General features: G+C 71.1%; 18 protein-coding genes. 12 read left to right on the forward strand and 6 right to left on the reverse strand.

Going from position 1 to position 21,998, the window contains the following annotated elements:
- Positions 1-314: 314 nt before the first annotated feature.
- The 4 genes from B082_RS0101710 to B082_RS0101725 all read left to right on the forward strand — a co-directional run bounded on the left by B082_RS0101710 (position 315) and on the right by B082_RS0101725 (position 4,584).
- Positions 315-1,289, forward strand: a complete 975-nt coding sequence (locus B082_RS0101710; RefSeq protein WP_026249321.1) for a tetratricopeptide repeat protein — start codon at positions 315-317, stop codon at positions 1,287-1,289.
- Positions 1,290-1,914: 625 nt separating this feature from the next.
- Entirely contained in the window at positions 1,915-2,583 is a 669-nt protein-coding gene (locus B082_RS0101715; protein ID WP_078622464.1) for a DUF6230 family protein, read from the forward strand.
- A 95-nt stretch (positions 2,584-2,678) separates the two neighbouring features.
- Positions 2,679-3,257 (forward strand): DUF6114 domain-containing protein, encoded by a 579-nt coding sequence (locus tag B082_RS0101720; RefSeq protein WP_018550090.1) that lies wholly within the window; start codon positions 2,679-2,681, stop codon positions 3,255-3,257.
- Positions 3,247-4,584 carry a hypothetical protein gene (locus tag B082_RS0101725; protein ID WP_018550091.1) on the forward strand — a complete coding sequence of 446 codons (1,338 nt, stop codon included), beginning with the start codon at positions 3,247-3,249 and terminating at the stop codon, positions 4,582-4,584. Before B082_RS0101720 ends, B082_RS0101725 begins: the two co-directional genes overlap by 11 nt.
- A 78-nt stretch (positions 4,585-4,662) precedes the next feature.
- Here B082_RS0101725 and pyk read toward each other — a convergent pair whose 3' ends face one another.
- The 3 genes from pyk to pta all read right to left on the reverse strand — a co-directional run bounded on the left by pyk (position 4,663) and on the right by pta (position 9,541).
- Positions 4,663-6,093: a pyruvate kinase gene (gene pyk / locus B082_RS0101730; protein ID WP_018550092.1), complete on the reverse strand. Its 1,431-nt coding sequence runs from the start codon at positions 6,091-6,093 to the stop codon at positions 4,663-4,665.
- Between the two features lie 74 nt (positions 6,094-6,167).
- Positions 6,168-7,409, reverse strand: a complete 1,242-nt coding sequence (locus tag B082_RS0101735; protein WP_018550093.1) for an acetate kinase — start codon at positions 7,407-7,409, stop codon at positions 6,168-6,170.
- Between the two features lie 5 nt (positions 7,410-7,414).
- Positions 7,415-9,541, reverse strand: coding sequence for a phosphate acetyltransferase (pta, locus tag B082_RS0101740; RefSeq protein ID WP_018550094.1), 2,127 nt, complete (start codon positions 9,539-9,541; stop codon positions 7,415-7,417).
- A gap of 263 nt (positions 9,542-9,804) precedes the next feature.
- Between pta and B082_RS0101745 the strand changes: the two genes are divergently transcribed.
- Positions 9,805-10,830 carry an ATP-dependent 6-phosphofructokinase gene (locus B082_RS0101745; protein ID WP_026249322.1) on the forward strand — a complete coding sequence of 342 codons (1,026 nt, stop codon included), beginning with the start codon at positions 9,805-9,807 and terminating at the stop codon, positions 10,828-10,830.
- 120 nt (positions 10,831-10,950) lie between these two features.
- Here B082_RS0101745 and B082_RS0101750 read toward each other — a convergent pair whose 3' ends face one another.
- Complete coding sequence (locus tag B082_RS0101750; RefSeq protein ID WP_018550096.1) at positions 10,951-11,580, reverse strand: helix-turn-helix domain-containing protein; 630 nt, start codon at positions 11,578-11,580, stop codon at positions 10,951-10,953.
- A gap of 440 nt (positions 11,581-12,020) precedes the next feature.
- Here B082_RS0101750 and B082_RS0101755 point away from each other — a divergent pair, with 440 nt between their 5' ends.
- From B082_RS0101755 to B082_RS37675, 6 genes are all read left to right on the forward strand, one after another.
- On the forward strand, positions 12,021-12,782 hold the full coding sequence (locus B082_RS0101755; protein ID WP_018550097.1) for a DeoR/GlpR family DNA-binding transcription regulator: 762 nt from the start codon (positions 12,021-12,023) through the stop codon (positions 12,780-12,782).
- A gap of 182 nt (positions 12,783-12,964) precedes the next feature.
- Positions 12,965-14,329 (forward strand): ABC transporter substrate-binding protein, encoded by a 1,365-nt coding sequence (locus tag B082_RS0101760; RefSeq protein ID WP_018550098.1) that lies wholly within the window; start codon positions 12,965-12,967, stop codon positions 14,327-14,329.
- A gap of 23 nt (positions 14,330-14,352) precedes the next feature.
- Positions 14,353-15,306 (forward strand): carbohydrate ABC transporter permease, encoded by a 954-nt coding sequence (locus B082_RS0101765; protein ID WP_026249324.1) that lies wholly within the window; start codon positions 14,353-14,355, stop codon positions 15,304-15,306.
- A complete protein-coding gene (locus B082_RS0101770; RefSeq protein WP_018550100.1) occupies positions 15,303-16,169 on the forward strand; it encodes a carbohydrate ABC transporter permease in 867 nt (288 codons plus the stop codon). The genes B082_RS0101765 and B082_RS0101770 overlap by 4 nt, the downstream gene beginning before the upstream one ends.
- Positions 16,166-17,155, forward strand: a complete 990-nt coding sequence (locus B082_RS0101775; protein ID WP_018550101.1) for a zinc-dependent alcohol dehydrogenase family protein — start codon at positions 16,166-16,168, stop codon at positions 17,153-17,155. Before B082_RS0101770 ends, B082_RS0101775 begins: the two co-directional genes overlap by 4 nt.
- Positions 17,152-18,204 (forward strand): PfkB family carbohydrate kinase, encoded by a 1,053-nt coding sequence (locus B082_RS37675; protein ID WP_158688845.1) that lies wholly within the window; start codon positions 17,152-17,154, stop codon positions 18,202-18,204. Before B082_RS0101775 ends, B082_RS37675 begins: the two co-directional genes overlap by 4 nt.
- On the opposite strand, the gene B082_RS0101785 is transcribed toward B082_RS37675, so the two are convergent.
- Positions 18,086-18,760, reverse strand: a complete 675-nt coding sequence (locus B082_RS0101785; protein ID WP_018550103.1) for a response regulator — start codon at positions 18,758-18,760, stop codon at positions 18,086-18,088. The genes B082_RS37675 and B082_RS0101785 overlap by 119 nt on opposite strands.
- A complete protein-coding gene (locus B082_RS0101790) occupies positions 18,757-20,412 on the reverse strand; it encodes an ATP-binding protein (RefSeq protein WP_018550104.1) in 1,656 nt (551 codons plus the stop codon). The genes B082_RS0101785 and B082_RS0101790 overlap by 4 nt, the downstream gene beginning before the upstream one ends.
- A gap of 174 nt (positions 20,413-20,586) precedes the next feature.
- On the opposite strand from B082_RS0101790, the gene B082_RS0101795 reads away from it, so the two are divergent.
- Positions 20,587-21,966, forward strand: coding sequence for a C4-dicarboxylate transporter DctA (locus B082_RS0101795; RefSeq protein WP_018550105.1), 1,380 nt, complete (start codon positions 20,587-20,589; stop codon positions 21,964-21,966).
- Positions 21,967-21,998 lie beyond the last annotated feature (32 nt).

Consider the following 21,998-nt stretch of genomic DNA (forward strand, 5'->3'; position numbering starts at 1 on the left):
CGTGACCATACCCGCCAGTAGGTATGCCCGGCCGGTCCCGCAACCCGTGAGACAGATCACCGGACACTCCTGTGCGAGAGGGGTCCCGGCCAGTTACGCTACGGGTCGTAGCGTAAGGATGACGGCCTGGTCCGGCATCGCGCTACGACGAACGACAGCCACAGGCGCCGGGTGGGGACCGGGTGCCGAACCGGGTCTTCAGGGGCCCAGTGGCCGTGTCTGTCCGTGCGCCTCGCACACCGGCGAGGGCTGCGGACGGGCGCGGTTCACGTATCGCTTTCCGGAACAGTGCGCCGAGGGGGGAGGATGTACGTATGCAGCCCAGAAACATGTCCATGAGCGGCGTCGTCGACCTCGCCGCGGTGAAGGCGGCCGGTGAGGCCAAGGTGAAGGCGGAGCAGGCCCGCGCCGAGTCCGCCCGGCAGGGCGGCCCCGCGGCCGTGCCCGCCTCGTCCCTCGTGATCGACGTCGATGAGGCCGGCTTCGAGAGCGACGTCCTCCAGCGCTCCGCCGAAGTGCCCGTCGTCATCGACTTCTGGGCCGAGTGGTGCGAGCCGTGCAAGCAGCTGGGCCCGCTCCTGGAGCGCCTGGCCCACGAGTACAACGGCCGCTTCCTGCTGGCCAAGGTCGACGTCGACGCCAACCAGATGCTGATGCAGCAGTTCGGCATCCAGGGCATTCCCGCCGTCTTCGCGGTCGTCGCCGGACAGGCGCTGCCGCTCTTCCAGGGCGCGGCCCCCGAGGCCCAGATCCGCCAGACCCTGGACCAGCTGATCCAGGTCGGCGAGGAGCGCTTCGGGATCACCGGCATCGCGGTCGACCCGTCGGCGGCCGACGCCGAGGCGCAGGCCCCCGCTCCGGTGCCCCCCGGGCCCTACGACAGCCTTCTGGAGGCGGCCGCGCGGGCGCTGGACGCCAATGACTTCCCCGGTGCGGTCCAGGCGTACAAGAACGTCCTGTCCGACGACCCGGCCAACACCGAGGCCAAGCTCGGCCTCGCCCAGGCCGAACTGCTGGCCCGGGTCCAGAAGACGGACCCGCAGCAGGTCCGCAAGGACGCCGCCGAGAAGCCGGCCGACGTGGACGCGCAGCTGGCGGCGGCCGACCTGGACCTCGTCGGCGGCCATGTCGAGGACGCCTTCGGCCGGCTCGTGGAGACGGTGCGCCGCACGTTCGGCGACGACCGCGACCGGGTGCGGCTGCGGCTGCTCGACCTCTTCGAGGTGATCGGCCCGGAGGACCCGAGGGTCGGTGCCGCACGCACCGCGCTCGCGCGCGTCCTGTTCTGAGCCGATTGTCCGACCCGATTGTTCTGAACTGACAACACGGCCGCGACTGCCTCCGGGCGTCGCGGCCGTTTTCGCGATCAGGCGATAAGAGTGGGCTCCGCTTTACCAAATCTTGATAAAAGCGCGCCCTGTTACTCGCAGTAAATCGATCTTTGCGAACTGTCCTGTTTCGCTCATCCTTCCCACCTTTCGTCCGTCACTGCGGGGCAACCCTGTGTGGCTGCCCGGTGTCGCGATGTCGTGGCCCGGTTATCGGGCCGTTACTAGCGAGTAACGAACCCCCTTGTGCCACGGGCGGGAATGGACCACGATCGGCCACGCTCGGTCCAATGACGCCAGTCCGGCAGCCAGTCGGTGCGGCGGCTCCGTTGGGTCCCCGCCGGGCGGGCCGGCGGCAGTGGCGCCGGCTCCGGACAGGGGGGTTCCTGCCGACCGGCAGGGCCTGTCCGACGAGGTCGCGCGAACGCGTGGCCAGTGGTTGTCGCTCGGGGGTGATCGCCGGTGATACGGACGCTTTACAGGCCTCCGTTCGCGGGCGCTCTCTTTCCGAGGACGTAGCACTTCTCCCATCCCAGGTCGGGCAGGATGCCAGACCGGAGATGTACGTCCGAGAAGGAGGAAAAGTATGAGTTCCCAGGTTCGCGGTGGCACGAGATGGAAGCGTTTCGCTGTCGTCATGGTGCCGAGCGTCATAGCCACCGCCGCCGTCGGCGTCGGTCTGGCCCAGGGCGCGCTCGCCGCGTCCTTCAGCGTGTCGGGGCAGGAGTTCAAGGTCAAGGCCGGCGAGCTCGAGGGCTACGACTTCGTGCAGTACGGCAGTGTGGCCACCGAGCAGGGCGCCGATCCCAAGGTCGCTGACGGCAAGGGTCACGCCGTGGCCGTGTCGGGCTTCAGCAAGGCCTACATCACGAACATGTGCCAGTCGGTCGTCACGCCCAACCTGCCGTTCGGCCTCGGCGACATCACCCTGAAGCTGGAGGCGGGTGGCGAGGGGCACGACCGTGTCTACGCCAAGGACCTCTACCTTGACGTGTCGGAGCTCGACGGTGACGCCAAGTTCAGCAACATCGACATCGGTGTGGGTGCCGGTTCGCTGAAGACGGACAAGCCGGGAAGCATTGGCATTCAGCCCGGTACGCAGGCCAACCCCAACGGGTTCGCCCAGCGTGCCGAGAAGGCCGTGCTGACCGATGTCCGCCAGAAGGCGTGGGCCACGACGGCCGGCACCTTCAACCTCAGCGGACTGAAGCTGCGCCTTCACAAGGGTTCCGGCGCCGGCAAGGAGTGCTACTAAGCACTCGCCCGGGCGGTCGGGGGCGCACAACGGGTCCCCGGCCGCCCACCCTTCTCCTTCTCACAGCAGTACCGGTTCCCAGGGAGCTGTTTTCCATGAGCCCCGAATCCCAAGGGCAGAACGAGCACTACCTCTCCGTCGCCCGGCGAGGCTTCCGCACCTGGCGGGGTGACCGGCCGTTCTGGGCCGGACTGTTCACCATGCTGGGCGGCTTGCCCATCATGTACTTCCCGTACGCGAACATGCACCTCGGCAACATGACGCTGGCGATGTCCACCACGGCCGGCGCCGGTTCGCTGATCATCGGTGTCCTGCTCGTCACGCTGGGCCTGACGATGTGGTTCCACAGCATCGTCCGCGTGTTCGCCGGTGTCGCGGCGATTCTGCTGGCCCTCATCTCCATACCCGTCGCCAACATCGGCGGCTTCCTGGTCGGCTTCGTCTTCGCCCTGCTCGGCGGCGCGCTTTCCATCTCGTGGGCCCCGGGCGAGCCACAGGCGGAGGAGCCCGCGCCCGTCGCGGCCGCTCCCGCCGAGGAGGCCCCGGAGACCGTCTCGTTCGCGAAGGACGAGCCGCTTCCCGAGGGTGCGCTCCACGGTGCCGGCGTCCCCGAGCAGCAGGCCGCCTACGACACCACGGTCGAGGCCGACGGCGGGAGGCATCGTGCGGGGTGACGACAAGCAGGTGAACGCCGCGGACGAGAGCGGGTTCCAGGAACGCCGGGGGCCGCGCCACGCCGCCCCGAAGAAGTCGCTGCTGACGAAGCTGCACATGCCCTCGGGCAAGAAGGCGTTCGCGCTCGCCGCGATGCCGACGGCGGTGTTCGTCGGCATGGGGCTCACCCCGAGGCTGGCGATGGCCGACGACAGCGCGGACATCCCCTTCGCGCCGGGCCCGTGTGTGACCCGCTCCGACGAGCCGAGCGAGTCGGCCGACCCGACGCCCTCCGCGTCGAAGACGCCGTCCCCGTCGGCGAGCGAGAGCGGAAAGCCGACGCCGGGCACGAGCGGTGAGGCGACCCCGAAGCCGACCGCCACGGGCTCCGCGTCCGATGCGGCGTCCGATCCGGCCAAGGACTCGGCCGACAGCGCCGACTCCGCCGACACGGCGAAGAAGAGCACCGACGCCGCCCCGGCCGAGACCCCCGCCGCCACGCCCTCGCCCACCAAGTCGACCAACCCGCTCGACCCGCTGGGCCTCGGCGACGCGCTCAAGAAGCTCTTCGAGGGCCCGGACAAGGAGACGGCGAGCCCGTCCCCGAGCGCCACCGCCGAGTCCCCGAAGCCGTCGGCGTCCGCCACGGCGGAGGACAAGGCGCCGGAGAAGTCCACCGAGAAGGCCACGGACGCGGCGAAGGACACGGCGAAGGACACGGCCGACAAGACCACCGAAGCCATCCGCGAGGCGGCCGGCAAGGCGGGCAGGACGGTCGAGGAGCTGGACGAGGACGTCAAGGGCACCGACGCCAAGAAGGACGAGGACATCCCGGACGGCGCCAAGCAGCCGTTCCCTTGCCCGACCGCGGACCCGCAGGCCCTGGCCGACGCGAAGGCGGAGCCCGGCATCCCGCTGCTGCCCAGCGACCCGTGGATCCTGGAGAGCTCGATGCTCACCCTGAACGGGCTCGACTACAAGGGCATCGTCGAGGTGAAGAAGGGCGACGGCAGCACGAAGAAGGTGCTGAAGTTCACCGCGTCCTCGATCGACATCAAGGACCTGCACCAGCTGACGGTCGGCCCGATGCCGGGCACCACGGGCCACGTGCAGGCGCGGAAGGGCTCCACCTCCACGATCCGCAACGGCACGGTGACGATGTACACGGAGGAGCTGAAGGGCAACCTCTTCGGTCTCATCCCGATCACCTTCAGCCCGGAGACCCCGCCCCCGCTGAACGTCCCGTTCGCCTTCTTCACCAAGGTGAAGGTGACCCAGGCGGGCCAGTTCGGCGGCACGCTGACGGTCCCGGGCCTGCACAACTACTTCACGGAGGGCACCGGCTGACGCCGCAGTGCTCCGCACAACGGCGACGGGCCGCACCCCTCGGGGCGCGGCCCGTCGCCGTACGCGGTGCGGGTGCGGTCAGCCCTGGTCCTGGCCGCCCACGTGGTGGACGCGGACCATGTTGGTGGTGCCGGGGACGCCGGGGGGCGAGCCGGCCGTGATGACCATGGTGTCGCCGGGGTTGTAGCGGTTGAGCTTCAGCAGCTCCGAGTCGACCAGGTCCACCATCGCGTCCGTGTTGTCCACGTGCGGGACGACGTGGGCCTCGACGCCCCAGCTGAGGGCCAGCTGGTTGCGGGTGGCCTCGTCCGTGGTGAAGGCCAGGATCGGCTGGGCGGCGCGGTAGCGGGAGAGGCGGCGGGCGGTGTCACCGGACTTGGTGAAGGCGACCAGGGCCTCGCCGCCCAGGAAGTCCGCGATCTCGCAGGCCGCGCGGGCCACCGAACCGCCTTGGGTGCGGGGCTTCTTGCCCGGGACCAGCGGCTGGAGGCCCTTGGAGAGCAGCTCCTCCTCGGCGGCGACGACGATCTTCGACATCGTCTTGACCGTCTCGATCGGGTACGCGCCGACCGAGGACTCCGCGGAGAGCATGACCGCGTCCGCGCCGTCCAGGATCGCGTTGGCGACGTCGGACGCCTCGGCGCGGGTCGGCCGGGAGTTGGTGATCATCGACTCCATCATCTGGGTCGCCACGATCACCGGCTTGGCGTTGCGCCGGCACAGCTCCACCAGGCGCTTCTGCACCATCGGGACCTTCTCCAGCGGGTATTCGACGGCGAGGTCGCCACGGGCGACCATCACACCGTCGAACGCCATGACGACGCCCTCCATGTGCTCGACGGCCTGCGGCTTCTCCACCTTGGCGATGACGGGGACCCGGCGGCCCTCCTCGTCCATCACCTTGTGGACGTCCTTGACGTCGTCGGCGTCCCGGACGAAGGAGAGCGCGACCATGTCGGCGCCCATCTTCAGCGCGAAGCGCAGGTCCTCGACGTCCTTCTCGGACAGGGCCGGGACGTTGACCGCGGCGCCCGGCAGGTTGATCCCCTTGTGGTCGGAGATCACCCCGCCCTCGATGACGATGGTGTGGACCCGGGGGCCCTCGACGGAGACGACCTTGAGCTCGACGTTGCCGTCGTTGATCAGGATCGGGTCGCCCTTGGCCACGTCGCCGGGCAGGCCCTTGTAGGTCGTTCCGCAGATCGACTTGTCGCCGGGCACGTCCTCGGCGGTGATGACGAACTCGTCCCCGCGGACCAGTTCGACCGGACCCTCGGCGAACTTCGCCAGACGGATCTTCGGGCCCTGGAGGTCGGCGAGCACGCCGACCGCCCGCCCGGTCTCGGCGGCGGCCTTGCGGACCCGGTCGTAACGACCCTGGTGTTCCGCGTGGGAGCCGTGACTGAAGTTGAAACGGGCCACGCTCATGCCGGCCTCGATCAGAGCGACGAGCTGCTCATGGGAGTCGACGGCGGGGCCGAGGGTGCAGACGATTTTGGAACGGCGCATGAGGCGGATCCTATCGGTTTGTTTCGCTGCGGAATATTCCGGCTGGTGGAAGATACAAAGGGGCGCGGGGGTGCTCAGTTGTCGACCAGCGCGAAGGTCTGGTTGGCGATCTCCAGCTCTTCGTCCGTCGGCACCACGGCGACCGCGACCCGGGCGTAATCCGGCGAGATCAGCCGCGGCACCCCGGACCGTACGGCGTTCAGGTCCGCGTCCACCACCAGGCCGAACTCCTCCAGGCCGGCGATCGCAGCCTCCCGTACCGGGCCCGAGTTCTCCCCGACCCCCGCCGTGAACACCACCGCGTCCACCCGGCCGAGGACCGCCGAATAGGCGCCGATGTACTTCTTCAGGCGGTGGATGTAGATGTCGAAGGCGAGCGCGGCCCGCTCGTCGCCCTCGTCGACCCGGCGCCGGATCTCCCGCATGTCGTTGTCGCCGCACAGCCCCACCAGGCCGCTCTTCTTGTTGAGCAGGACATCGATCTCGTCCGCCGACATCCCCGCCACCCGCTTGAGGTGGAAGGTGACGGCCGGGTCGATGTCTCCCGAACGCGTACCCATCACCAGCCCCTCCAAGGGGGTCAGCCCCATCGACGTCTCCACGCACCGCCCGCCCGCGACCGCCGACGCGGACGCCCCGTTGCCCAGGTGCAGCACGATGACGTTGACCTCCGATGGCTCCTTGCCCAGCAGCGCCGCCGCCTTGCGGGAGACGTACGCGTGCGAGGTGCCGTGGAAGCCGTAGCGCCGGATGCGGTGCGCGTCGGCCGTCTCCACGTCGATCGCATACCGCGCCGCGTACTCCGGCATCGTCGCGTGGAACGCCGTGTCGAACACCGCCACCTGGGGCAGGTCCGGGCGCAGTGCCCGTGCGGTGCGGATGCCCGTGATGTTGGCCGGGTTGTGCAGGGGAGCCACCGGGACCAGGCGTTCGATCTCCTTGAGCACCTCGTCGGTGATCACGGTCGGCTCGGTGAACCGCAGCCCGCCGTGCACCACCCGGTGGCCGATCGCCGCCAGGTCGGGGGAGTCCAGGCCGAGCCCGTCGGCCGCCAGCTCCTCGGCCGCCGCCCTGAGCGCCTCGTCGTGGTCCGCGATCCGGCCCTCGCGCTCCCGGACCGCGCCCGCGCCGGGCGGCGGGGTGTGGACGAGCCGGGAGGTCTCCTCGCCGATCCGCTCGACGAGCCCGGAGGCGAGCCGGGAGCGGTCGCTCATGTCGAGCAGCTGGTACTTCACGGAGGAGGAGCCGGAGTTGAGCACGAGCACCCGGCTCGGGCTCCCGGCCGCCGCCGTGCCTTCGGTGTTCGGGGTGGTCATGCGGGTCACTCCTCGCCCTGCGCCTGGATCGCCGTAATGGCCACGGTATTGACGATGTCCTGGACGAGCGCGCCCCGGGACAGGTCGTTGACGGGCTTGCGCAGCCCCTGGAGCACCGGGCCGACGGCCACGGCGCCCGCCGAGCGCTGCACGGCCTTGTAGGTGTTGTTGCCGGTGTTCAGGTCCGGGAAGATCAGGACCGTCGCCTGGCCCGCGACCTTCGACCCGGGCAGCTTGGTCGCGGCCACGCTCGGCTCGACCGCCGCGTCGTACTGGATGGGGCCCTCGATGCTCAGATCGGGCCTGCTCCCGCGCACCCGGTCCGTCGCCTCCCGCACCTTGTCGACGTCGGCGCCGCTGCCCGAGGTGCCCGTCGAGTACGACAGCATCGCGATCCGGGGCTCCACGCCGAAGCGGGCCGCGGTCGCCGCGGACTGGATGGCGATGTCCGCGAGCTGCTCGGCGTCCGGGTCCGGGTTGACCGCGCAGTCCCCGTACACCAGCACCTTGTCGGCGAGGCACATGAAGAAGACGGAGGAGACGATCGAGGCATCCGGCCTGGTCCCCCCATCGCCCGCCGCCGCCCTGTCTGACGAGCTTTGCTCGGCCCCCTTTGTTCTGATGATCTCGAAGGCGGGGCGGATCGTCGCCGCCGTGGAGTGCACGGCCCCGGAGACCATGCCGTCGGCCAGGCCCTCCTGGACCATCAGGGTGCCGAAGTAGTTGACGTCCGAGACGACGTCGTACGCCAGCTCGACCGTCACCCCGCGGTGGGCGCGCAGCTGTGCGTACCGCTCCGCGAACTCCTGGCGCAGCTCCGAGGTCTGCGGGTCGATGAGCTGGGTGGCCGCCAGGTCGATGCCGAGGTCCGCGGCCTTCTTGCGGATGACGTCGGGGTCGCCGAGCAGGGTGAGGTCGCAGACGTCGCGGCGCATCAGGACGTCGGCCGCCCGCAGCACGCGCTCCTCGGTGCCCTCCGGCAGCACCACCCGGCGGCGGTCCGCGCGGGCCTGCTCCAGCAGCTCGTGCTCGAACATCATCGGCGTGACCCGGCCGCTGCGGGCGACCGAGATCCGGTCGAGGAGGGCGCCGGTGTCCACATGGCGCTCGAAGAGGCCGAGCGCGGTCTCCGCCTTGCGCGGGGTCGCCGCGTTGAGCTTGCCCTCCATGGCGAAGAGTTCCCCGGCGGTGGGGAAGGAGCCGCCGGCCACCGAGACGACCGGGGTGCCCGGTGCGAGCCGTGCGGCCAGCGTGAGTATCTCCTCGCCGGGCCGTTCGTCCAGCGTCAGCAGCACGCCCGCTATGGGCGGCGTCCCGGCGCTGTGCGCGGCGAGCGAGCCGACCACCAGGTCCGAACGGTCCCCGGGCGTGACCACCAGGCACCCCGGGGTCAGCGCCTTCAGCAGGTTCGGCAGCATCGCGCCGCCGAAGACGAAGTCCAGCGCGTCCCTGGCCAGCCCCGCGTCGTCGCCCAGCAGCACGGTGCCGTCCAGCGCAGCGGTGATCTGGGCGACCGTCGGCGCCGCGAGGGCGGGCTCGTCCGGCAGCACCGAGCAGGGCACCGGCAGGGTGGCGGCGAGCCGTTCCGCGACGGCCTCGCGGTCGTCCGGGGCGACCCGGTTCACGATCATCGCGAGGACGTCGCAGCCGAGCCCCGAGTACGCGCGGTAGGCGTTGCGGGTCTCTGCGCGCACCGACTCCGCGTTCTGGTCCTTGCCGCCGACCACCGCGATCACCGAGGCGCCGAACTCGTTGGCCAGGCGGGCGTTGAGCGCCAGCTCGTCCGGGAGCTGGGTGGCGGCGAAGTCGGTGCCGAGGACGAGCACCACCTCGTAGTCGACGGCCACCCGGTGGAAGCGCTCCACGAGCCGGGAGACCAGCTCGTCGGTACCCTGCTCCGCCTGGATCGCGGACGCCTCGTGGTAGTCCATCCCGTAGACGGTGCCCGGGTCCTGGGACAGCCGGTAGCGGGCCCGCAGCAGCTCGAACAGCCGGTCGGGGTCGTCGTGGACCAGGGGCCTGAAGACCCCGACCCGGTCCACCTGACGCGTCAGGAGCTCCATCACGCCCAGATCGACGACCTGGCGGCCGTCTCCCCGGTCGATCCCGGTCACGTACACGCTGCGCGTCACGCGTGCTCTCCCGTCATCTCTGGTCCGGTACCTTGCCCGGTTCGGGTGGTATCGCCCGTTTGACGATACCTGCGGGGGCCGAGTGGCCGCCCGCCGGACGTCTGCCCCGCCCGCGCCCCCGCAGGCGGCCCCGGAACGGCCGGGAGCGCGAGGTGTGCGCCAGGCGTGGGACACTCGTCGTGACTCACGGTACGGGGGAGGCGGAAGAAGCCCCCGCCCCGCATGCCGACGGACGGACCCCAGCGAGCAGGAGATACAGCAGGATGCGCATCGGAGTTCTCACCGCAGGCGGCGACTGCCCAGGCCTGAACGCAGTGATCCGCTCGGTCGTGCACCGGGCCGTGGTGGGCCACGGCGACGAGGTCATCGGATTCGAGGACGGCTTCAAGGGCCTCCTCGACGGGCACTACCGCCCCCTCGACCTCAACGCGGTCAGCGGCATCCTGGCCCGGGGCGGCACGATCCTCGGCTCGGCCCGCCTGGAGCGCGACCGGCTGCGCGAAGCGGCCGAGAACTGCGCCGAGCTGAGCCGGCGTTACGAGATGGACGCGCTGATCCCGATCGGCGGCGAGGGCACGCTCACCGCCGCCCGGATGCTGTCGGACGCCGGGATGCCCGTCGTCGGTGTCCCCAAGACCATCGACAACGACATCTCCTCCACCGACCGCACGTTCGGCTTCGACACCGCGGTGGGCGTCGCCACCGAGGCCATAGACCGTCTGAAGACCACCGCGGAGTCCCACCAGCGCGTGATGGTGGTCGAGGTGATGGGCCGCCACGCGGGCTGGATCGCGCTGGAGTCCGGCATGGCCGGCGGCGCGCACGGGATCTGCCTGCCGGAGCGGAAGTTCGAGGTCGACGACCTCGTCAAGATGGTCGAGGAGCGCTTCGCGCGCGGCAAGAGGTTCGCGGTCATCTGCGTCGCCGAGGGCGCGCACCCGGCCGAGGGCTCCATGCCGTACGCCAAGGGCGAGATCGACCAGTACGGGCACGAGCGCTTCCAGGGCATCGGCAACCGCCTGGCCGTCGAGCTGGAGAAGCGGCTCGGCAAGGAGGCCCGGCCGGTCATTCTCGGCCATGTCCAGCGCGGTGGCACGCCGACCGCGTACGACCGGGTGCTCGCCACCCGCTTCGGCTGGCACGCGGTGGAGGCGGCGCACCGCGGCGACTTCGGCCGGATGACCGCCCTGCGCGGCAACGAGATCAGGATGGTGCCGCTCGCCGAGGCGGTCACGCAGCTCAAGACGGTCCCCCTGGACCGGATGCACGAGGCCGAGTCGGTCTTCTGACCGCGCCGGATTCCCGGGAAGGCGAAGGGGCCCGCGACGCGGGCCCCTTTTCCATCGGGTCCCGCCGGGCGTCAGGTCCCGCCGGGCGTCTCGGGCCGGCGAAGATCCGCCGGACAGGCCCTAATCCCGGGGGTCGGCCGCTTCCCAGAACCTGGGCACGATCCGGGCCAGGAACGCCCGGCCCGCCTCACCCGTGCCGCCCGCCCGGTCCGTGCCGGTGCTGTTCCAGCTGAGCGTGGACGCCATGAGCGCCTGGTAGTCGCCGTGCAGCTGTTCCAGCGCCTCCTGGAGGCGGCGCCGGTCCAGCGGCACCAGCTTGGTCACCGGCCGGATGTACGCCTGCCAGCGCGTCGTCACCGCGCTGCGCAGCAGCCCGGCCAGCTCCTCGTCGCGCCCGGTCGCCGTCACGAAGTCGGCGGGCGTCAGCCCCAGGGCCTTACTGAGCGCGGCGGACTGGCGCTCGTTGCCCCGCCACCGCCCCGACTCCTCCATCCGCAGATACGCGGAGGTGGCCATCCCCACCTCGGCGGCCAGCTCGTCCGGCGCCAGGTCCCGGGAGACCCGGTGCTCGCGGAGGCTGCGCGCGGCGGTCAGCAGCTCGCCCGGGGCGCACCACAGCACCCCGGCGAGCGCGGTGAGCTCGTATTCGGTGGGGAGGGCGAGTCCCCGCTCCCATGCGGCCACCGTCTCGGCGGTGATCCGTAGTCCGTACTGAGCGCCGAGGCCGTAGGCGACATGACCGGGAGCCATTCCCAGGGCCTCGCGAAGTCTTCGGGCGGCGGGGGCGTTGAAAGGTGGGGTGGGGTGCACGGCCCCCACCGTAGGAGGCCGGAGCCGGTCTGACTACGGTGTTTCCGTCCGGAATTGAGGCTTGTAGGAAGCTCCCAGGGCCTGTATGGGGCCGGCCGGACGCCCTTCTGACGGAAACGGGCAGCCGCCCCGGGGCCCGGCGGGGCACTGCCGACCGTCGCGGGCGCCGTTCGGGCGCGGTCCCGGCCTCATTCGGGCAGCGGTCCGGACGGGAACAACCGGGCCACGCGGATTGACCAGGCGATACGGTCCCGGCGAAACGGGCACGAACGGGCACAGGCGGAGCAGCGAAGAGCCTGGTCGCAGTGGGTCCCTTGCTTGTACAAACGACTCATGAGCCCGAACGGGGCCTGAGCCGCAGCAATACAGGGAAGTGTGCCGTGGACACCGACGAGCGCCGACGAGAGATCCTCAAGACGGCCCGACGCGACGGGTCGGTGGAGGTCACCGCGCTGGCCGCGGCGCTTCAGGTGGCCAAGGAGACCGTCCGGCGTGATCTGCACATCCTGGAGGAGCACGGTCTCGTACGCCGCACCCACGGCGGCGCGTATCCGGTGGAGAGCGCCGGCTTCGAGACGACCCTGGCCGCGCGCACCAGCCGGCTCGTTCCGCAGAAGTCGAGGATCGCGGCGGCAGCGGCCGACCTCCTCGGTGACGCGGAGACGGTCTTCGTCGACGAGGGGTACACGCCCATGCTCGTCGCCGAGGTGCTGCCCAGGGACCGGCCCCTGACCGTGGTGACCGCGTCCCTCACCGTGGCGACCGTCCTCGCCGACGTGGAGAAGATCACCGTGCTTCTCCTCGGCGGCAGGCTGCGCGGTTCCACCATGGCCACGGTCGACCACTGGACGACGCGGATGCTCGCCGGTTTCGTCATCGACCTGGCATACGTCGGGGCGAACGGCATCTCCCGTGAGTACGGCCTGACCACGCCCGATCCGGCGGTGAGCGAAGTGAAGGCCCAGGCCATGCGCAGCGCCCGCCGCCGGGTCTTCGCCGGTATCCACACCAAGTTCGGCGCCGTGAGCTTCTGCCGCTTCGCCGAGGTCGGCGAATTTGAATCCATCGTCACCGACACGGGTCTGTCCTCGGCCGAGGCGCAGCGCTACGCGCGTCTCGGGCCGCAGGTCATCCGCGTCTGACCCCCGCACCCCGCTCCCGTACCCCACCCCCGCACTCCGCTCCCGTACCCCCGGTCTCCGCTTCCCCCAGTCTCCGCCCAGGAGTCTCCGTCCCGAGTGCCCGGACCCCCCCGCCCGCCGACCGGGCGGATGGCATGCCCCTTACAACCAGTCCCTCAATGACGAGCGGTCAGGAGAACCACATGTCCCAACTCCAGGAACGCCGAATCGGCCTGAGCGCGCGGCTGGGCGCGGGCGTCGCCCTCGCGGCCCTGCTCGCCGGCTGCAGCGGCGCGGGCGGCGCCGGCTCATCCGGCGCCGACGACGAGATCAACGTGCTCATGGTGAACAACCCGCAGATGGTCGAGTTGCAGAAGCTCACCGCGGACCACTTCACCAAGGACACCGGCATCAAGGTGCACTTCACGGTCCTGCCCGAGAACGACGTCCGCGACAAGATCACCCAGGACTTCTCCAACCAGGCGGGGCAGTACGACGTCGCCACCATCAGCAACTTCGAGGTGCCGTTCTACGCGAAGAACGGCTGGCTCCACCCGCTCGACACCTACTCGGCCGAGGACAAGACCTTCGACCAGAAGGACATCCTGGAGCCGCTCCAGGAGTCCCTGACGGCCGAGGACGGCAAGCTCTACGCCGAGCCGTTCTACGGCGAGTCCTCCTTCCTCATGTACCGCAAGGACGTCTTCGCCGAGAAGAACCTGAAGATGCCCGAGAAGCCCACCTGGCAGCAGGTCGCCGACCTGGCGGCCGCCACCGACGGTGCCAGGAAGGGCATGAAGGGCATCTGCCTGCGCGGCCTGCCCGGCTGGGGCGAGGTCATCGCCCCGCTGACCACCGTCGTCAACACCATGGGCGGCACCTGGTTCGACAAGGACTGGAACGCGAAGCTCGACACCCCCGAGTTCAAGAAGGCCGTCGAGTTCTACGTCGACCTGGTGAGGAAGCACGGCGAGGCGGGCGCACCCCAGGCCGGCTACGCCGAGTGCCTCAACAACATGACGCAGGGCAAGTCGGCCATGTGGTACGACGCCACCGCGGGCGCCGGATCGCTGGAGGCGTCCGGCTCCCCGGTCAAGGGCAGGATCGGATACGTCGCCGCGCCCGTCGAGAAGACCGAAAGTTCCGGCTGGCTCTACACCTGGGCCTGGGGCATGCAGAAGGCGTCCAAGAAGACCGACAGCGCGTGGAAGTTCATCTCCTGGGCCTCCGGCAAGGAGTACGAGAACCTCGTCGGCAGGACGGTCGGCTGGTCCGATGTGCCCGCCGGCAAGCGCGCGTCGACGTACGCCAACCAGGACTACCTGAAGGAGGCCTCCGCGTTCGCGAGCGTCACCCGGCAGGCCATTTCCAGTGCGAACCCCCGTGATCCCGGCACCCAGCCGCGCCCGACCGTCGGCATCCAGTTCGTCGACATCCCGGAGTTCACCGACCTGGGCACCAAGGTCTCCCAGGAGATCAGCTCCGCCATCGCCGGACGCCAGTCGGTGTCCTCGGCCCTGAAGAACGCGCAGGCGCTCGCCGAGAAGGTCGGCAAGGAGCAGAAGTGAGTGCCTCCGTCTCCGACCCGGAACTGTCTCCCTCCGGCGCGCGCGGTGCCTTTGCACCCCGTAGAGCCGGCAAGGCCCCCGGCCGGGCCCGCGTCTGGGCCACCCGTGCCCCGCTGCTGCCCGCCCTGATCTTCCTGATCGCCGTCACCCAGCTCCCGTTCGTGGCGACGGTGGTGGTCTCGTTCTTCGACTGGAACTCGCTCTCGCCCGACGACCGCGCCTTCAGCGCGTTCTCCAACTACGGGGAGGTGTTCAGCGATCCGAGTCTGCGGGAGTCGGTGTTCACCACGGTTCTGCTCACCGCGAGCGTCGTGATCGTGAGCGTCGTACTCGGACTCCTCCTCGCCCTGCTGCTCGACCGCGAGTTCATCGGCCGGGGGTTCGTCCGCACCCTGCTGATCACGCCCTTCCTGCTGGTGCCCGTCTCGGCGGCGCTGCTGTGGAAGCACGTGCTGTACAACCCCGAGTACGGCCTGCTGAACGGGGCCTGGGCGTGGTTCACCGGACTGTTCGGCGTCGACAGCCCCGGGCAGCCCGACTGGATCTCCGAAATGCCGCTGGCCGCGGTCGCCGCCGCCCTCGTCTGGCAGTGGACCCCGTTCATGATGCTCATCCTGCTCGCCGGGCTGCAGAGCCGGTCCGCCGAGCAGATGGAGGCCGCCCGGCTGGACGGTGCGAACGCCTGGCAGATGTTCTGCCACCTGACGCTGCCGCACCTGCGCCGCTACCTGGAGCTTGGCGTACTGCTCGGGTCGATCTACATCGTGCAGAACTTCGACGCGGTGTTCACCATCACCGCCGGCGGACTCGGCACGGCCAACCTCCCCTACACGATCTACCAGACCTTCTACCAGGCGCACGAATACGGACTGGCGTCCGCCGCGGGCGTGGTCGTGGTGATCGGCACCATCGTCGTCGCGACCTTCGCCCTGCGCGTGGTCTCGTCACTCTTCCGCGAGGAGGCCGGCCGCGCATGAGCACCCCGACCGCTCCCAAGCCGCCCGAGGCGGCCCGCAGGGGCAGGCGCCGCTCCACCGCCCTCGGCCTGTTCGCCTGGGCCGTCGGCATCATCTTCTGCGCGCCCGCGCTCTGGATGCTGCTCACCTCCTTCCACTCGGAGAGCGACGCGGCGACCAACCCGCCGTCGCTCGGCGCGCCCCTCACGCTCGACGGCTACCGGGTGTTCTTCGGCGCAGGCGGCGGCGCGAGCCCCTGGCCGCCGCTGATCAACTCCCTGACCGCGTCCCTCTGTTCCACGCTCCTCGTGCTCCTGCTGGCGCTCCCCGCCGCGTACGCGCTCTCCATCAAGCGGGTGGAGAAGTGGACGGACGTCATGTTCTTCTTCCTGTCCACGAAGATGCTGCCGGTCGTCGCCGGGCTGCTGCCCGTGTACCTCTTCGCCAAGAACACCGGGATGCTGGACAACATCTGGTTCCTCGTCATCCTCTACACCTCGATGAACCTGCCGATCGCGGTATGGATGATGCAGTCGTTCCTGGCGGACGTGCCCGTCTCCATCATCGAGGCCGCACAGGTCGACGGTGCCCGGCTGCCGACGGTGCTGGCCCGGGTCGTGGCACCGGTGGCCGCGCCCGGCATCGCGGCCACCTCGCTGATCTGCTTCATCTTCAGCTGGAACGAACTGCTCTTCGCCCGGGTGCTCACCGGCGTGGCGGCCCAGACCGCCCCGGTCTTCCTGACCGGCGTCGTCACCAGCCAGGGGCTCTTCCTCGCCCAGCTGTGCGCCGCCTCCGTCGTCGTCTCCCTGCCGGTGCTCGCCGCCGGCTTCGCCGCCCAGGACAAACTCGTCCAGGGCCTTTCTCTTGGAGCTGTCAAATGAGGGCTGCGATCATCGAGTCCATCGGCAAGGTGTCGGTCGAGACCGTCCCCGACCCCACCCCGGGTCCCCGGGACGTGGTCGTCGCCGTCAAGGCGTGCGGACTGTGCGGTACCGACCTCCACATCCTCCAGGGCGAGTTCGCACCCGCCCTGCCGATCGTCCCCGGCCACGAGTTCGCCGGCGAGATCGTGGAGACCGGCTCCGAGGTGACCGAGCTGGCCGTCGGCGACAACGTCGCCGTCGACCCGTCGCTGCACTGCCACGAGTGCCACTACTGCCGCAGCGGGCGCGGGAACCTCTGCGACAACTGGAACGCGATCGGCGTCAGCAGGCCCGGCGGAGCCGCCGAGTTCGCCGTCGCCCCGGTGGCCAACTGCGTGAAGCTCCCGGACCACGTCGACGTGACCACCGCGGCGCTGATCGAACCGCTGTCCTGCGCGGTGCGCGGCTACGACGTGCTCAGCTCCACGCTGGGAGCCGAGGTGCTCATCTACGGTTCCGGCACCATGGGCCTGATGATGCTGGAGCTCGCCAAACGGACCGGCGCCGCATCCGTGGACGTGCTGGACGTCAATCCGGACCGGCTGACCACCGCGGTCGAGCTCGGCGTCTCCCGCTCCGCCGCGTCGGCCGACGAACTGGAGACGGTACGGGGCTGGGACGTCGTCGTCGACGCCACCGGCAACGCGTCCGCCATCCAGGACGGGCTCGGCAGGGTCGCCAAGGGCGGCACGTTCCTCCAGTTCGGGGTCGCCGACTACGCGACGACGGCCGTCATCGAGCCGTACCGGATCTACAACCAGGAGATCACGATCACCGGCTCGATGGCCGTGCTGCACAGCTACGAGCGCGCCGCCGCGCTGTTCGCCCAGGGAGTGATCGACCCCGGGGTCTTCATCAGCGACCGGCTGCCGCTGGAGCGGTACGCCGAAGCGCTGGAGCGGTTCGAGGCGGGCAAGGGCCGCAAGATCGTGGTAGAGCCGTGACCGGTGGCCCCGACGCCGTCCTGGTGATGGGCGAGGCGCTCATCGACCTGGTGCCGGGCGGGGACGATCCTGGGACGCACCGGGCCCAGCCGGGCGGCGCCCCCGCCAACGTCGCCGCCGGACTGGCCCGGCTCGGCACACCCAGCTGGTTCGCGGGAGCGCTCGGCGGCGACGGGTTCGCCCGCCTGATCGAGGAGCGGCTGGTCCTGGCCGGTACGGAGCTGGGCCTGTGCGCCCGCTCGGAGCTGCCCACCGCGCTCGCGGTCGCCGACCCGGGCCCCGACGGCACCGGCTACCACTTCCACCTCCAGGACACCGCCACCTTCCGGCTGCCGGAGCGCGTGTCGGACGTGGGCCGCTTCGGCGCCGTGTACGCGGGCGGACTCGCCGCCGTCGTCCCGCCCGCGGCCGACGCGGTGGCCGCGACCGCGCGCGCCGGGGCCGAGCACTCCGTGCTGGTGGTCGATCCCAACGTGCGCGAGGACCGCACGCTGGACGGGTCCGCCGCGCACCGGCTGCGGGAGCTGTGCGCACGGGCCCACGTCCTCAAGGTCAGCGACGAGGACGTGACCGCGCTCTGGCCGGGAACGGCCCCCGACGAGACCTGCGCACGGCTGGCCGAGGAGAACCGGCTCGTGGTGCTCACCCGCGGCGCGGCGGGCAGCACGGCGTTCACCCGGGACGGGGGGCGGACATCCGTACCCGCGGTGCGCGTGGACGTGGTCAACACGATCGGGGCGGGCGACGCGTTCATGGCGGCGGTGCTCAGCTGGCTGGCGGACGCCGGCGCGTTCCGCGACGGCGGCGCCGCACGGCTGCCGGGCGGACGAGCCGCCGAGATGCTGGCATTCGCCTCGCAGGTGGCGGCCTCCGTCGTCGCGCAGTCGGGGACCGAGCCGTCACGGCCGCGCCCCGGCGGCCGGACCCCGCTCAGCGCCCCTCGGCCCGCCACCGGTACTGCAGCTCGGGGCGCCCGACCTGCCCGTACTGCGGACTGCGCACCGCCCGCCCCACCGTCACCAGGTGCTCCAGATAGCGGCGTGCGGTGATGCGGGAGATCCCGAGCGCCTGGCCGGCCGCGGCGGCCGTCACCCCGTCCGGGGCCGCCCGCAGCGCACCGGTCACCGCCTCCAGCGTCGGACCGCTCAGCCCCTTGGGCAGCCGGGCCGGCCCCGGGGCCCGCAGCGTGGCGAGCGCCCGGTCCACCTCGTCCTGGCCGCTCGCCTCACCGGCCGCCGCCCGGAACTCCGCGTACCGCACCAGCCGGTCCCGCAGGGTGGCGAAGGTGAACGGCTTCAGGACGTACTGGACGACGCCCAGCGACACCCCCTCGCGGACCACGGCCAGATCGCGGGCCGAGGTCACCGCGATCACGTCCGCCGAATGGCCCGCCGCGCGCAGCGAGCGCAGCAGCGTCAGACCGTGCCCGTCGGGCAGGTACAGATCCAGGAGCAGCAGATCGACCGGGGTGCGCTCCAGCGCCCGCACCGCCTCGGCGCGCGAGTGCGCCACGGCGGCCACCGCGAACCCGGGGACCCGGCCCACGTACAGCTGATGGGCGTCGGCGGCGACGGGGTCGTCCTCGACGACCAGGACCCGGATCACGGGGCTCCCTCCGCGCGCACGCCGCCGCGCTCGGGCAGCGGCAGCCGTACGGTGAACACCGCGCCCCCGTCCGTACCCTGCTCCAGCGCCACCGTCCCGCCACCCCGGTGGACGGCCTGCCGGACCAGGGCCAGGCCCAGACCGCGCCCGGCGCCGTGCGTCGACCAGCCGCTGCGGAACACCTCGGCGGCGTCCGCCGGGTCGACCCCGGCCCCGTTGTCCGCGACCCGCAGCAGCAGCTCTCCGTCCCCGGCGAGCGCGGTGACCGTGACCCGCCCGCGCCGGGGCGCCTCGGGTGCGCGCTGTCCGGGAACGGCCGCCTCCCGCGTGCCGGTGACCGCGTCCACCGCGTTGTCGATCAGATTGCCGAGGACGGTCACCAGATCGCGGGCGGGCAGCGTCGCGGGCAGGGCGCCGTCGTCGATCAGGCTGTCGTCGGCGAGGACCAGCTCCACGCCCCGCTCATTGGCCTGCGCCGCCTTGCCCAGCAGCAGCGCGGCGAGCACCGGTTCGCCGACCGCGCCCACCACCCGGTCGGTGAGGGCCTGGGCCAGCTCCAGCTCCGCCGTGGCGAAGCCCACCGCCTCGTCCGCCCGGCCCAGCTCGATCAGCGAGACCACCGTGTGCAGCCGGTTCGCCGCCTCGTGCGCCTGGGAGCGCAGGGCCCGGGTGAAACCGCGCTCGGAGTCCAGCTCCCCGGACAGTGCCTGGAGCTCGGTGTGGTCGCGCAGGGTCACCACGGTGCCGCGCCGCTCACCGCCCACCACCGGGCGGGTGTTGACGACGATGACCCGGTCCGCCGTCAGGTGCACCTCGTCCACCCGCTCCTCGGAGGCGAGCAGCGCCCCGGTCAGCGGGGCCGGCAGGTCGAGATCGGCGACCCGGCGGCCGACCGTGCCCGGGGCCAGGCCGAGCAGCTCCCGGCCCGCGTCGTTGATGAGGGCGATCCGGCGCTGCCCGTCCAGCATCAGCAGCCCCTCGCGCACCGCGTGCAGGGTGGCCTCGTGGTAGTCGTGCAGCCGGCTCAGCTCCGCCGCGTTCATCCCGTGGGTGTGCCGTCGCAGCCGGGCGTTGATCACGTACGTGCCGAGGCCGCCGAGCACGAGCGCCGCGCCCGCCGCGAGCCCCAGCGCGCCCAGCTGGGCCCGCACCTGCGAGGAGACCCGGTCCACGGTGATGCCCGCGCTGACCAGTCCGACGATCCGGCCGTCGTCCAGGACCGGGGTGACCACCCGGATCGAGGGGCCGAGCGTGCCGGTGTACGTCTCCGAGAAGGTCTCGCCGCGCAGCGCCCGCGCGGTGTGCCCGAGGAAGGTCGCGCCGATCTGGCCGGAGTCCGGGTGCGTCCAGCGGACCCGGTCCGGATTCATGATGGTGATGAAGGCGATACCGGTGTCCTCGCGGACCCGCTCCGCGTACGGCTGGAGCGCCGCCGACGGGTCCGGGGTGCGGATCGCCTCCCGTACCGACGGCGATCCGGCCACCGCGACGGCCACCGCCCGCACCTGCCGCGTCGCCGTCTCCCGGGCCTGGCTCCGGCCCGAGACGTACGCGAAGAACGCGCACCCCGCGACGACGGCGGCCACCAGCACCACCTGCATCGCGAACAGCTGACCGGCCAGGCTGCGCGGGCGGGTACGGGGGAAACGCATGGACACAAGTGTGCCTGGCCGAAAATTCGGGAGGGGCCTGCCATGGGGAGGGGCCGACCCCTCCTGTGAACGAAATGCACGTAAGGGTGACCGGTGTCACAGCGGGCGGGATAGTCGCCGGGACCCCCAGGGACGGGGGTGGGACAAGGATGACCCGAGGAGACCCCCGTGGCAGTGGCAGCCGCCGAGCCGGCCCGTACGAAGCCGGACCGCACGAAATATCTGTATCTCGCCGTGATCGTGGCGGTGGGCCTCGGCATCCTCGTGGGCTTCGTCGCTCCCGACGCCGCCGTCGAGCTCAAGCCCATCGGCACCGGGTTCGTGAACCTGATCAAGATGATGATCTCGCCCATCATCTTCTGCACGATCGTGCTGGGCGTCGGCTCGGTGCGCAAGGCCGCCAAGGTCGGTGCCGTCGGCGGTCTCGCCCTCGGCTACTTCCTGGTGATGTCCACCGTCGCGCTGGCCATCGGCCTCGTCGTCGGCAACCTCCTGGAGCCCGGCTCCGGCCTCCACCTCACCGAGGCCGTCCGCGCCGCCGGCGAGAAGCAGGCCGCGGGGGCGGGGGAGTCCACCACGGACTTCCTGCTGGGCATCATCCCGACCACCATCGTGTCCGCCTTCACCGCGGGCGAGGTCCTCCAGACCCTGCTGATCGCCCTGCTCGCCGGCTTCGCCCTCCAGGCCATGGGCTCGGCCGGTGAGCCGGTGCTGCGCGGCATCGGGCACATCCAGCGCCTCGTCTTCCGCATCCTCGCCATGATCATGTGGGCCGCCCCCGTCGGCGCGTTCGGCGCGATGGCCGCGGTCGTCGGGGAGACCGGCGTGGACGCGCTGAAGTCCCTCGCGATGATCATGGTGGGCTTCTACGTCACCTGCGCGCTCTTCGTCTTCCTGGTGCTGGGCGCGATCCTGCGCCTGGTGGCGGGGCTCAACATCTTCTCGCTGCTGAAGTACCTCGGCCGCGAGTTCCTGCTGATCCTCTCCACGTCCTCGTCCGAGTCGGCCCTGCCCCGGCTGATCGCGAAGATGGAGCACATGGGTGTGAGCAAGCCCGTCGTCGGCATCACCGTGCCGACCGGCTACTCCTTCAACCTGGACGGCACCGCCATCTACCTGACGATGGCCTCGCTGTTCATCGCCAACGCGACGGGCGACCCGCTGAGCATCGGCGAGCAGATCTCCCTGCTGGCCTTCATGGTGATCGCCTCCAAGGGCGCCGCGGGCGTCACCGGAGCCGGCCTCGCCACCCTGGCCGGCGGCCTCCAGTCGCACCGCCCCGAGCTGGTCGACGGCGTCGGTCTGATCGTCGGCATCGACCGCTTCATGAGTGAGGCCCGCGCCCTGACGAACTTCGCGGGCAACGCGGTGGCCACGGTCCTCGTCGGCACCTGGACCAAGGAGATCGACCGCGAGCGGGTCGACCAGGTGCTCTCCGGGGCGATCCCCTTCGACGAGAAGATGCTCACCGACGAGGGCCCCGCCGAGCCGCACCTCCCCGAGGCCAGGGACGGCGGCCACGAGCAGGCGCCGGAGCCGGCGAAGGCGCTCTGAGGGCCCGCGTTCCTCCCTTGCCTTGACGCCGA

The sequence above is a fragment of the Streptomyces sp. ATexAB-D23 genome (genome assembly GCF_000373645.1).
In the GTDB taxonomy this organism is placed as follows: domain Bacteria; phylum Actinomycetota; class Actinomycetes; order Streptomycetales; family Streptomycetaceae; genus Streptomyces; species Streptomyces castrisilvae.

Excerpts from the sequence above, each read along its gene's own strand:
- B082_RS0101770 (WP_018550100.1), top strand. The coding sequence starts at position 15,303 with ATGAGCACCCCGACCGCTCCCAAGCCGCCCGAGGCGGCCCGCAGGGGC.
- pyk (WP_018550092.1), bottom strand. The coding sequence starts at position 6,093 with ATGCGCCGTTCCAAAATCGTCTGCACCCTCGGCCCCGCCGTCGACTCC.
- B082_RS0101710 (WP_026249321.1), top strand. The coding sequence starts at position 315 with ATGCAGCCCAGAAACATGTCCATGAGCGGCGTCGTCGACCTCGCCGCG.
- B082_RS0101735 (WP_018550093.1), bottom strand. The coding sequence starts at position 7,409 with ATGACCACCCCGAACACCGAAGGCACGGCGGCGGCCGGGAGCCCGAGC.
- B082_RS0101720 (WP_018550090.1), top strand. The coding sequence starts at position 2,679 with ATGAGCCCCGAATCCCAAGGGCAGAACGAGCACTACCTCTCCGTCGCC.
- B082_RS0101790 (WP_018550104.1), bottom strand. The coding sequence starts at position 20,412 with ATGCGTTTCCCCCGTACCCGCCCGCGCAGCCTGGCCGGTCAGCTGTTC.
- B082_RS0101760 (WP_018550098.1), top strand. The coding sequence starts at position 12,965 with ATGTCCCAACTCCAGGAACGCCGAATCGGCCTGAGCGCGCGGCTGGGC.
- B082_RS0101745 (WP_026249322.1), top strand. The coding sequence starts at position 9,805 with ATGCGCATCGGAGTTCTCACCGCAGGCGGCGACTGCCCAGGCCTGAAC.
- B082_RS0101750 (WP_018550096.1), bottom strand. The coding sequence starts at position 11,580 with ATGGCTCCCGGTCATGTCGCCTACGGCCTCGGCGCTCAGTACGGACTA.
- B082_RS0101775 (WP_018550101.1), top strand. The coding sequence starts at position 16,166 with ATGAGGGCTGCGATCATCGAGTCCATCGGCAAGGTGTCGGTCGAGACC.
- B082_RS0101715 (WP_078622464.1), top strand. The coding sequence starts at position 1,915 with ATGAGTTCCCAGGTTCGCGGTGGCACGAGATGGAAGCGTTTCGCTGTC.